The 12,705-nt window shown below is 47.0% G+C and carries 8 protein-coding genes; all 8 read left to right on the top strand.

The annotated features are described in order from the left end of the window. Positions 1–19: 19 nt before the first annotated feature. The 8 genes from GA003_09235 (at position 20) to GA003_09200 (ending at position 12,699) form a co-directional block, all read left to right on the top strand. Positions 20–2,878 (top strand): PSD1 and planctomycete cytochrome C domain-containing protein, encoded by a 2,859-nt coding sequence (locus GA003_09235; protein QXD30114.1) that lies wholly within the window; start codon positions 20–22, stop codon positions 2,876–2,878. A gap of 21 nt (positions 2,879–2,899) precedes the next feature. Further along, positions 2,900–4,321, top strand: a complete 1,422-nt coding sequence (locus GA003_09230) for a DUF1501 domain-containing protein (GenBank protein QXD30113.1) — start codon at positions 2,900–2,902, stop codon at positions 4,319–4,321. A 152-nt stretch (positions 4,322–4,473) separates the two neighbouring features. After that, positions 4,474–5,412 (top strand): hypothetical protein, encoded by a 939-nt coding sequence (locus GA003_09225; protein ID QXD30112.1) that lies wholly within the window; start codon positions 4,474–4,476, stop codon positions 5,410–5,412. Positions 5,413–5,432: 20 nt separating this feature from the next. Further along, the gene (dgoD, locus tag GA003_09220; GenBank protein ID QXD30111.1) at positions 5,433–6,692 is read left to right on the top strand and encodes a galactonate dehydratase; all 1,260 of its coding nucleotides are present in this window, start codon (positions 5,433–5,435) and stop codon (positions 6,690–6,692) included. 73 nt (positions 6,693–6,765) lie between these two features. Continuing rightward, positions 6,766–7,734 (top strand): ThuA domain-containing protein, encoded by a 969-nt coding sequence (locus GA003_09215; protein ID QXD30110.1) that lies wholly within the window; start codon positions 6,766–6,768, stop codon positions 7,732–7,734. 128 nt (positions 7,735–7,862) lie between these two features. After that, on the top strand, positions 7,863–9,626 hold the full coding sequence (locus tag GA003_09210; protein QXD30109.1) for an arylsulfatase: 1,764 nt from the start codon (positions 7,863–7,865) through the stop codon (positions 9,624–9,626). Positions 9,627–10,043: 417 nt separating this feature from the next. Next, positions 10,044–11,810: an arylsulfatase gene (locus GA003_09205; protein ID QXD30108.1), complete on the top strand. Its 1,767-nt coding sequence runs from the start codon at positions 10,044–10,046 to the stop codon at positions 11,808–11,810. Positions 11,811–11,916: 106 nt separating this feature from the next. Beyond that, the gene (locus GA003_09200) at positions 11,917–12,699 is read left to right on the top strand and encodes a hypothetical protein (GenBank protein QXD30107.1); all 783 of its coding nucleotides are present in this window, start codon (positions 11,917–11,919) and stop codon (positions 12,697–12,699) included. Positions 12,700–12,705 lie beyond the last annotated feature (6 nt).

The raw sequence follows: 12,705 nt of genomic DNA, 5'->3' as shown, positions 1-12,705 counted from the left end.
TATCACTTTAAATATTACCATGTCTTCCATTTTTAAATGTCCTACCCGTATTGCTGCACTCCTGGCAGCGCTCTCTTCGACCGTTGTAGTTGGTCAAAACAACGAAGCTGATGACATCGATCGCTTGTTTACCTTAAAAGTATTGCCGGTGATGTCTCAAAAGTGCTTTGGCTGTCATGGCGACGATCCTGATGAGATTGAAGGTGGCTTGATCATGCACACTTTAGATGACCTGCTTCTAGGCGGTGATGGCTTTGGCGATGTACTTGTTCCCGGTGATGCAGACGCCAGCTTCATGATGGCGGCTATGAGATGGGAGGATCCTGATTATGAAATGCCTCCGAAGGAAAACGACCGTTTAACCGCAGAGCAACTGGAGGACTTTGAAACCTGGATCAATGCAGGTGCTCCTTGGACGAGTGAAGAGCGTCAGGCTGAAATTCGTCAGGCTGAAAAGCTGGTATTGGAAAACGAAGATGGTATCATTATGCCAACCTCGGGTGGTTTAGGTGATGAATGGACCTACCGTCGTTACAACAAAGAAGAGATGTGGGCATTCATGCCGGTTGAAACACCGGAGCTGATAGATGAACGAGATGCCATTGATGAATTCGTAGTAGCTAAACTGAATGCTGCCGGTTTTAAACCCGCGAGGAAGGCGGATGCTTTGACGCGCATTCGCCGTGCCACATTTGATCTGACTGGATTGCCGCCGACCCCGGAAGAGGTTCGCGCATTTGTATCGGCTGACAGAAAAAATTCTAAGAAGGCCTGGGAAGAATTGATCGATCGTTTATTAGAGAGTCCTCGCTATGGTGAGCGTTGGGGCCAGCACTGGTTGGACGTTGCACGTTATTCCGACACCGGGGGCATGTCTAATGATTATGAGAAATCGAATGCCTGGAGATACCGTGACTATGTCATTCGTGCTTTCAATGAAGACAAACCTTATGACCAATTTATACTTGAGCAATTAGCCGGGGATGAAATGGCCAATGAATCGGTAGCCAAGCGTCTGGCAGGAGACAAGGAAGCTATTGCGAAGGTACATCAGGCAGGAACTTACACAGACGAGGAAATAGAATGGATGGTCGCCACGGGGTTTCTTCGTATGGGAGCTTTCGATACAGCTATGGTTCCCAACAATGAGCGCAGGCAGATTTATCTAGATGATGTGGTAAATTCTGTAGGCCAGACCTTTCTTGCAACCACCATGCGGTGCTTAAAATGCCACGATCACAAATTTGATCCTATACCGACCAAAGACTATTACCGGATGTATGCGACCTTTGCTGCTACACAGCTTGCAGAACGTCCAGTCGAATTCAGTGAAAAAGAGAATATGGCGGGCATGGAAGAAGGCAAAGAGATGGTTGAGCGCCTGCATACTTACGCTGCCGACCGCATGAATGCACTGCACACAAAACGTGAAACTGCAGCTAAAGCATGGTTCGCTGAACGAGGCTTGGAATACATAAATCATGCCGATCGCAAAGAGTTGGATGACGATGTGAAGCCTCCGCGGGACATTGGTTTGGATTATGTCGATGAGGGTCGTTTGAAAGTCCGCGAACAAGATGATTGGATCTGGAATCGCCGCAAGGAACGTTATGAGCCGATGATTCAAGGGGTCTACAATGGCACTGACTTCCTGGCTATGAATGCACGTAAGCTGCGCATGCGTGAAGATAATCCCAAGGTCAGTATGGATACGCACATCCTTATGGGGGGTTCCGTGGCTGCGCCCGGAGACAAAGTTGTTCCTGGTGTCTTGAGTGCATTGGGCTTGCCGGTTAATGAATCTGCTGAAGACCCCTATGTAATGCCAGAAAACTTCGACGGTCGTCGTCTGACTTTTGCCAAGTGGGTAGCTAACCCCAGTAATCAACTGACTACCCGAGCCATCGTTAATCGTATTTGGCAAGGACACTTTGGAAAACCCATTGCGGGCAATCCCAATAACTTTGGCGCCAAAGGCGGCAAACCGACTCACCCACAAATACTCGATTACTTGGCATCAGAATTGGTTGAAGGGGGTTGGAAGATCAAACGGCTTCATAAACTGATAATGATGTCCGATACCTATCAACAGGGTACTGGACATTTAAAACTCGAGAAGTTACGTGAAGTTGATCCTAATAATCACCTGCTGGCTATCTATGAGCCTCGTCGTTTGACTGCTGAAGAATTACGGGATGGTATGCTAGCCATTACCGGTGAGCTCAATACAGAGATGGGCGGTCTACCGATCGCCCCGGAAATCAATATGGAGGTGGCGTTGCAACCTCGTATGATACAGTTCTCCATTGCTCCAGCCTACCAACCATCGAAATCACCTGAACAACGCAATCGTCGCAGCATTTACGCGTATCGAGTTCGTGGTCAGGCTGACCCATTCCTTGAGTTGTTTAATCAGCCGAACCCGAATGACTCTTGTGAAATGCGAGATTCGGTTTCTGTTTCTCCTCAAGCATTTACCTTGATGAATAGTGATGTCGTAACGGATCGTTCAATCGCATTGGCTGTTCGTCTTGAAAATGAGAGTAAGCGCTTAAATACACAAATCACCAAGGCCTTTGAATATGCGCTTGGGCGAAAGCCAAACCGCAAGGAAATGAACCGCATGGTGGATTACATTGAAGACATGCGTGTCTACCATCAAAAGTTTGAGCCGGATCCAATGGATTATCCACCTGAGATCACACGATCCTTGGTAGAAGAGTTTTCTGGAAAACCATTTGAGTATAACGAAATCCTGCCCGCCTTTGAAGATTACACACCTGACACGAAAGCGGCGGATGTGAGTCCTGAAACCCGAGCACTCGCCGACCTCTGCCTGGTCTTGTTTAACAGTCACGAATTTGTTTACGTTTATTAATCTCCTTCTCCTTTTGTTGCCATGAAATCACCCATTTGTTCACGTCCTACTTCCACGCCGATGTCGCGGCGCAACTTCCTTTGTGGCCTTGGTGCCTCCATTGGATCGCTAGCTATGACCGATATGTTTGCGGCTGATAACATCCTGCCAAAAGCTGGACCCCTTGCCCCAAAGTCACAGATGTTTCCTGCCAAGGCTAAGCGTGTTATCATGCTCTTTATGGAAGGTGGTCCTGGTCATATGGATACCTTCGATCCCAAACCGGAGTTGCAGCGATTGCACAAATCCGAGTCTACGTTGGCAAAAGAGGGCGATCCATTTAAGTTTTTTGTCGGGAGCCCATTCCAATCACGTAAAGTCGGCCAATCCGGTATCGAAATGAGTGATCAATGGAAATACATGGCTGACCCTGAGGTGGCAGATGAGCTCTGTAACTATCGGGGTTGTCAGGCCGAATCCGTCAATCACCCGGAAGCGCTCTTCCACATGAATACGGGCAGTCGCCTTGGCGCTGACCCCTCACTGGGTGCTTGGACTACCTATGGTCTTGGCTCGGTGAACCAGAACCTTCCTGGTTATGTGGTTATGACCGAATTGGCCATGCCGCAGGGTGGTGCTGGCAACTGGTCCAATGGTTTTCTACCGGCGCATTACCAAGGTACTCGTTTACGTCCAGAAGGTTCACCCATCCTGGACTTGAAGTCTCAGTCCAATAAAAACCGTGCTCACCAACGTCGCACAATTGACGAGCTTTCATTTCTCAATGACCTACATGCTAAAAACCATCCCGAGCACGCCGCTCTGGATGCACGCATGGAAAGTTATGAGTTGGCTTATCGGATGCAGATGGAAGTTCCAGAAATCATGGACCTGTCGAAGGAGCCACAGCATATCCGCGACATGTATGGCATGGGAGAGAAGGAGACTGAAGTGTTCGGTCGCCAGTGTCTGATGGCACGTAAATTAGTTGAGCAAGGTGTGCGCTTTGTGCAAATTTTTTCTGGCGGTTGGGACAGTCACGACTACTTGGAAGAAGGTCATAGTTCTCGTATCCGTAGTGTTGATAAAGGGATGGCTGGTTTAATCAAGGATCTCAAACAACGGGGTATGCTCGAAGACACCTTGGTGATTTGGACCGGTGAGTTTGGTAGAACGGTCGATAATAACAAACGGGGAGGTGTTTATTCTCTCGGACGCGATCACAACCCGAATGCCATGACCATGCTTCTAGCAGGTGGAGGTGTGAAAAAAGGTGCCATCGTTGGCGCTACCGATGAACTGGGTAATTCAGCTGTGGATGTGGTTCACCCCATTCGTGATTTGCATGTTACCTTGCTACATTTACTAGGCTTAGAAGATAATAAGCTGACTTATTTCCATGGAGGTCGATATAAACAGCTTTCCCAGTTTGGCGGACAAGTAATTCCTGAGTTACTAGCCTGAAGCATTGATTCCTTCCTCAAGTTATCAGTAATCCGTAACCAGTAATTGGTGGAAAAAACTTGTAGGAGAGGAGCTTGCTCCCGGTCAGGGAGTTTGTTTGAGTGTGAATGATGTCAACGCACTCGAAGTTAGAACGAACAAAACAAATTGCGTTGTATTCCTGGCTAATTGTTTTGCCCGTATTCTCCGGGTGTAGGAATCCTTCTCATGAGGATCCGTATGATTTATTAAATAGCCGTGAGGTTATTGCAGTCGCTGAAAAAACCAATGCCGTGTTTCCAGTAAACATGGTGGCATGGCAGGGGAGTTCTCCCAACTTTGATGGTCGCGTTGAGGCCGAAGAATATGCCGATGCATCTCACTTCACCTGGACTCAAGATTGGATAGAGTCTATGCCACAGGAGATAGAATCTAAAGAGGATCTCTACTTTGAGGGTTGGGTGAAACACGATGGTGAATATCTCTATCTGGCCTTCGATATCATAGATGACTTATTCTACGGAATCCAAACGGATCGCTGGTTGCCACCCCAGGATCCGAATGCCCATGTGATTGGAGAGCGGGAACGTGGTCGACCCTGGTTTGGAGATATGATTGAAATACTACTCTACACCCAACTGATGGATTTACAGGTACCGGTTAACGATGTGACGGGTGATGGTCGTGGAATACAGATCATTTACAACCTGACCAAATCACTCGAAGGCGGAGTAGGGGTGCCTGGCATGTTGCCACATGGTCCAGGACGAACGGTAGAAAATTTTGAAAACAACAAACGTTGGATCCTTGAAGATATTATTGAAACGCGAACACAACGATTGGACAGTGAAAACCGTTATACCGTTGAAGTTCTTATCCGACTGGAAGGTGGTATGGAAATCCAAGACGGCGTCTTTTGGTCAGCAGACCAACCCGACGCAGTGATTGGATTCAACCTTTCCATCGGCGATGTAGATGGTCAGGATAAATCTCCCGACGGTCGACTTCATCATGAAACCTGGTGGGCTGGAAAGTGGACCCAAGGAGATCCCAACAACCGCGTGAAGTATTGGGGACTTCTCATACTTACGTCTCAGGCCAAAGCAGACTAACAGAACAGTTCTTTTCGATCATGAACAAAAATACCTCTAACCCCTATTCAAGACGAAGATTTCTTGAAAAATCAGCGCTCATTTCAGGAGCCATGGCATTGGCGCCTGCGCTTCATACCAATAGTCACGCTGCTCCTGCGAATAACAGTGGTATGAAGATCACCGGTCTGGAAATGGTAAGGTCAGCGCCTCCGCGTGACGGCGGATGGAATTGGATTTTTTTAAAGATTACCACGGATTCCGGTATCTACGGATGGGGCGAAGCCAGTCTCCAGGAAAAAGACCACGGCGTCATGGCAGAGATCGAATCCTTTAAGAAATATCTGATTGGCCAGGATCCATTTCAGATCGAGCAGATTTGGACCTCGCTTCATCGCCGAGTAACTTGGACTGGTGGAGCGGTCACGATGAGTGCCATCAGCGCTATCGACTTAGCCTTATGCGATATTAAGGGAAAAGCATTGGGTGTACCGGTTTATGATTTGATGGGAGGCAAAGTTCGAGATAAGGTAAAACTCTATGCCAATGGCTGGTTCAATGGAAGCCGACCTGTGGAGCTAGCTCGGGATGCCAAAGCAACGGTCGCTAAAGGTTATAAAGCGTTGAAATTGTATCCTTTCGGTGGACCACAAGCGATTACCCCTGAGCGAATGCAATTGGGCGTAGATCGTGTGGCTGCGGTAAGAGAGGCTGTGGGACCCAATATTGAAATTGGAGTGGATATTCGGAATGCTCTGAACATCTGGGGTGCTCGCCGAGTAGCGCAAAAACTTGAGCCCTTGGACATCATGTTCATGGAGGAGCCCATATTGTATGATAATTCAACGACCCTGGTTGAATTAGCACGAGAAGCACGGGTTCCCATTGCCGTGGGTGAACGTCTCTACACACGATGGGAATTCAGGGAAGTTTTAGAGAAAAATGCAGTTGATATTATTCAACCTGATATTTGCCACGCTGGAGGCCTTTCTGACCTCAAGAAAATTGCCGCGATGGCTGAGACTTATTACGTGACCATGGCACCTCACAATTCGAATGGCCCCATATCAACCGTGGCGAGCCTTCATCTGGATATGGTAATCAATAACTGTTTTATGCAGGAATTGATTCTTCGATTCTTTGATCGTTATAATGAAGTGCTGACAAATCCGATCGTTGTTGAAGATGGTTATGGAATAACTCCAGCTGGACCCGGGTGGGGGACGGATCTAGATATCGAGGAATTGGCAAAATATCCGCCCAAGGAATACAATCCTGTTAGTTCAGGTGATGTGTTCTAAAATTAAGACGTTGGGTTTTTATTGATATGAATTAGTACTCAAACAAATATTAAATTTTACCTCCACCAATCCTATGAAACTAAAAGTCCTTTTCATTCTAATCCTTTCACTTATTGTTCTTGCTGCGAATGCCGAGGCTAAGATCAAGGCCTTGATCATAGACGGTCAAAATAATCATGCTGTCTGGCCAAGATCGACCATCATGATGAAGCAATACTTGGAGGAGACAGGCCTGTTTGAAGTCGACATTGAACGCTCTCGCTACACTTGGAAGGCTGAACGAGAAAAGGAGTGGCTGCCCCTTGCAAAGGTAGGCATGACCGAAGACTTGAAGGAGCCTAAAGCGGATCCGGACTTTGATCCTTCGTTTGCAGACTACGATGTTGTTATTTCTAACTTCGGATGGAAAGCAGCTGATTGGCCGGATAAAACGCAGCGCGCCTTCGAAGACTACGTAGAGAACGGTGGAGGCTTTGTTGCGGTGCACGCAGCAAATAATTCATTCGCTCAATGGACTGAATACAATCAGATGATTGGCATTGGTGGATGGGGAGGAAGAAATCGGGAAAGTGGGATTCATATTTATTACGATAATGACGGTAAATTAGTAAGAGATAAAGCTTCTACGGGCAAATCCGGAAGCCATGGACCGCGACATGAGTTTCATATTACTCTTCGCGACTCAACTCATCCAATCAGCCGAGGCCTACCCAAAAAATGGCTTACGTCTGAAGATGAATGTTACGCCACTCTTCGTGGACCCGCTGAAAATATGACCGTGCTTGCAACAGGTAAAGATGTATCCGGGAAAGCGCCAACGGATCGTCACGAGCCGATGCTAATGGTTTTGGATTACGGCAAAGGAAAAGTATTTCACACAACGCTGGGGCACGATATCGCTGCAGTGGAAGGGGTAAGTTTTATAACCACCTTTCTTCGTGGCACTGAGTGGGCTGCAACCGGTAAAGTCACTCAAGCGATACCTTCGGATTTTCCTTCAGTCACTAAAGCCAATAATCGTCTCTTCGAGTATAAGGAGTAAATTAAAAGAATCATATACTCCTGTAAGTAGCTTGGTTATTCGGAAGAGGAAATTGAGAATATGGTTGCGAAGGGTGTCTTGGAGAGAGCTCGTAGGTGGTAGGCTGTAAAAGAGGAATTGATACGATCATGAACCGAAACAAACTTTTAGATATATTAACTCCCCTGGTAGCTTTTACAGCTTTAATTATGGTAAGTGTGAGCTGTTCAGCATCAGAGAAAGTTCAAGCCAATCAGGATTCCCCTCCCAATGTAATTCTGATCATGTCGGACGATCAGGGAATTGGAGATTTCGGGATCAACGGAAATCCCATTGTTCAAACGCCCTTTATCGACAAGATGGCAAGGAACTCTGCCAGCATGAGTCGGTTTTATGTGAATGCAGTTTGTTCACCTACTCGTGCAAGTCTCATGACGGGACGTTGGAGTTACCGAACAGGTGTGACGGATACGTTTAAGGGCCGTTCGATTATGAGCTCGGAGGAAACCACGATAGCTGAAGTGTTAAATGAGGCTGGTTACTCAACGGGACTGTTTGGGAAATGGCACTTGGGCGACAACTATCCTTACCGGCCTATGGATCAGGGCTACGAAACGGCGGTGTATCATCGAGGTGGCGGTCTTGGTCAACCTTCTGAGCCTGTGGGAGCAGATCAACGCTATACCAATCCAGTTTTATTTCGAAATGGAGAGCAATACACGGCTGAAGGTTATTGCGCTGATATTTACTTCTCGGAAGCCATCGATTTTATCGAGGACTCGAAGGCTAAAGAGAAACCTTTCTTCGCTTACATCGCGAGTAACACACCGCATAGCCCTTACCATGATGTGCCGGAGAAATGGTTGAGCTACTATAAAGGATTAAATCTTGAGAATAGCCAGTTTCCGCAAGAACCGGGTCACTCGATCAGTGGTAAGGATGATATGGATACGAGGGCGCGCATCTATGCCATGGTTTCCAATCTGGATGAAAACGTAGGTCGGTTGTTTAGCGAATTAGACATGATGGAGCTCACCGAAAACACAGTGGTGATCTATATGTGCGATAATGGTCCTAACGGTTACCGTTACGTAAAAGGATTCAAGGGACGTAAAAGCAACGCTTGGGAGGGGGGAGTGCGTTCCCCGTTCTGGGCGCATTGGCCCAAGGGGTTTCCTGCAGGCACTGTTTCGGACGCCTTATCTGCCCACGTAGATATATTCCCCACTATACTTGAGTTATGTAAGATCGATAAACCGGACGGTTTCCAAATTGATGGACATTCAATGCTCAGTTACCTGAAAGGTGAGAAGAGTGAGCCCAAGGATCGAACGGTGATTCTGCAATCCCATCGAGGTGAGCAACCAGAGCCCTGGGAGAATGCCACGGTGGTTACCCAGCAATGGAAGTTGGTAAGTAATGGTAATTCAGGAAACCGGGAATTATTTAATTTAGCCAATGATCCTTTTGCTTTGGAGAATGTAAGTAGTTCCAATCCTGATGTTCTCAAGGATTTGCACTCACGGTATCAGAACTGGCTTGAGGAAATGCGAGATGTCACGCCCATGGATCTACCCATATACGTGGGTACGACCTTTGAGCCTGAGGTGGTGCTTACCAGTCAGGATTTAAAAGAAATTGATGCCAGAAGAAAAGAAGGAGAATGGCGTTTGAAGGTTGTAGAGAGTGGCACCTATCAAATCGCATTCACGATCAAGCAGATGAATAGTCCCACCACAGTGGAGTTGCGGATTGATAATAAGATAATCGCCACTGTGCCTGTTGATACGGCAAAGGTGCGCTACGCTTTCGATCCGGTTGAACTGAGCAAAGGACGTAGCACGTTGAGAGTGATTCCGCAGGGCGTGGATAGTCGTCACCTACATGCTTTTGTAACTAAAGAAGAAAGATGAAGTATTATATTTGGATTCTTTTTGGTTACTTTGGGGTTCTGTTCATGGAGAGTGATTAATTGTATATCTTTTTGATGAATAAAACTCATAGGGTACTAGGAAGTAAGAGGAGTTTAAGAGATCCGCAGAATCCAAACCAGACGTACAAATGGCACTTACTCCAATGGCCGATGAAGGTGTGATTTTATCGTCCCTTTTGAAGGCCGTCGTGATTTAAATCGAAAATTGAATGACGTGCCTCGGTGAGAGTATTGGATATGCAGTCTATCAGGTAATGGAAATCAACACCTAAAGGATTGGCTCAGGAGCCTTAAGCTTTGCACTGCTAGTATTATTTTCTATTAATCACGTTAGGATTGTTAACCTTTGGCAGAGTTTCTGGGTATGCATCTATATCAGATACTTCCTTTCAATCTTATGAATCGTTCATTGCTGCTAGCACTCTTCCTTTTCGGTTTCGCCCATTTATGTTTCGGGCGACCCAACGTTATTCTTATCTTAACGGATGATCAGGGAATTGGAGATCTTGGTGCCCATGGCAATCCCTGGCTTAAAACTCCGAATCTAGATACATTCTACCAAGACTCTATTCGTATGACGGATTTCCATGTGAGCCCGGTTTGCACACCCACCCGAGGCGCCTTGATGACAGGCCGTTACCCGATCAACAACGGTGCCTGGGCTACCTACAAGGGGCGTGATGCTCTATCGGAAGAGAATCTGACCTTAGCCGAAATTTTTCAGAAAAATGGATATACGACCGGATTATTCGGGAAGTGGCACCTGGGTGACAATTATCCAGTCAGGCCGACCGATTGTGGGTTTGATGTTTCCATTAATCACAAGGCTGGGGGAGTGGGGGAACTGTCCGATTATTGGGGTAACACCTACTTTGATGATACTTACTTTGTGAATAATGAGCCTCAGCAATTCGAAGGTTATTGCACTGACATTTGGTTCGAGGAAGCAATCAAGTTTATCGATGACAATAAGGATAAGCCGTTCTTTGCTTACATTCCCACCAATGCTCCTCATGGACCTTTGTATGTGGAAGAGAAATACGCCGCACCTTATAAGCAATTGGCGAAGGACGGGAAAATAGTCAGTGCCGAGTTCTTTGGAATGATCGTCAACATCGACGAAAACTTTGGAAAGCTGGAAGCTTACTTGAAGAAGTCTGGACTGGCCGACAATACCATCTTGATCTTCATGACGGACAACGGATCGGGGAACGGTTTCAATCCCACGATGAAGGTGGGCTACAATCAGGGACTTAGTGGCAAGAAAGGAAGCCGTTATGATGGAGGCCATCGTGTTCCATTCTTCATCCGCTGGAAAGATGGAAAGGTTGATGGTGGCTGGGACATTAATGAAGTGACCTCGCATGTAGATCTTATTCCTACACTGGCCGGTCTCTGTGACTTGAAAGTCCCACGCAAAACACAATTCGATGGGGTCGATTTTTCCCCATTGCTCTTGAAGGAAAAGAAAGCGTTAAAGGAAAGAACGGTTTTCGTCCATAGTCGCCAGGACTGGCGTCCGCCCATGGATGAAAGCGAGACTTGTATCATACGCGGCAAATGGCGCCTGGTGAACGGCACTGAGTTATACGATAGCGAGCAAGACCGAGCCCAGGAAAACGATATCGCCCAGAAGCATCCCGAAATCGTGAAGGCACTATTAGCGGACAACGCCAAGTTTCTCAAAGCCTCGAAGTCGAATCCTGAATACAAAGAATTTCCCGTAAGTGTGATTGGGCACAAGGCGCAAAACGAGGTGAAACTGACCGTCCAGCATGCCATTGGTGAAGACCGCGGTTATTGGAAATGCGAACAGGTATCAGCTGGATTGAAGAGCTTGAATAACAAGCACTCGTTGCGCGTAGCCCGTGCAGGCCGTTACCGGATCGAATGTATGCGTTGGCCCAAAGAATGTTCTGGACCCATACTCGGAATACCCAGCAAAAATCCCAAGAACTGGTTTACTTACGAAACAATCTCACCAGAAAAAGTCCGCATCGAGATCGCCAATCAAGTCATTGAAAGCACCATCGGTCCCGACGACCACGCAGCTGTATTCGTTGTAAACCTCGAGCCCGGAAAAACGATTCTAACCAACGACTTCATCGATGGAGACGACAAATACGGCGTCTACTACACCTACATTACTTATCTTGGCAAGTAAGCTTGGTTAGCGTTTCAGGTACTCTGCTAGAATTGGAAAGGTCTTGTCCGGTCTACTGGTCATGACCACGATGCTACTATTACGATATAAATATTTATCTGATAAGATGTCCATACATTCAGACGAAGCAATTAGCGCTTTAGCCAAACAAATGCTCTTGGATTACGATGCCCATAATCCGGGAACTCCATTCGCTGATGGACTGAATCTTGAGCTATCTGATGCGTGGCGCTTACAGACAGCAGTAGCAGATTTACGTGAAGCACGAGGCGAAAGCGTTGTGGGTTACAAGATTGGCTGCGTCTGTGAAACGAACCAAAAGAGACTTGGCTTGTCTCATCCGGTATGGGGTCGCCTTTGGTCGTCTGAACAACACTCGAATGGAGTGATCCTTAAGAAAGAAGACTATGCGAACGTAGCCTTTGAAACGGAATTTGCGGTTAGACTTAGTCGAAGTATTGATCCTTCCGATACATCGGCCGAAGCAATCGCTCAGTCCGTGGAAGAGATTTTTCCTGTTATCGAAATCCATAATCTAGTCAGACGAAGCGCCGCTCCCAATGGAGGTGAGCTTATTGCCAATAATTGCATTCACGCCGGTGTGGTTCGCGGAACAGGCGTGAAAGCAGCGACGATGGAATTGAATACGGATCTGGCATTGATTTATGATGGTCAGACGGTGGACTCCTGGGCCTCTCTGAAATGGCCTGATGATATTCTGTCGGCGATGAGGTGGTTGCTTGAACAATTGAGTCAGCAGGATAAACAGCTTAAAGCTGGTGGGCTGATTCTTACCGGAGCCTTTGGGCCGCCTATTCCGTTAGGTGAGAATACGCAGGTGGATGTGACATCCTCAGGATTCGGAAATGTGAGTGCATCCTTTGTTTAGCAGGGA

This window comes from Opitutia bacterium ISCC 52 (assembly GCA_014529675.2).
Classification (GTDB): Bacteria; Verrucomicrobiota; Verrucomicrobiia; order Opitutales; family UBA2995; genus UBA2995.
The sequence above is the reverse complement of the archived record's forward strand: the minus strand, read 5'-3'. Positions and strand labels throughout refer to the sequence as shown.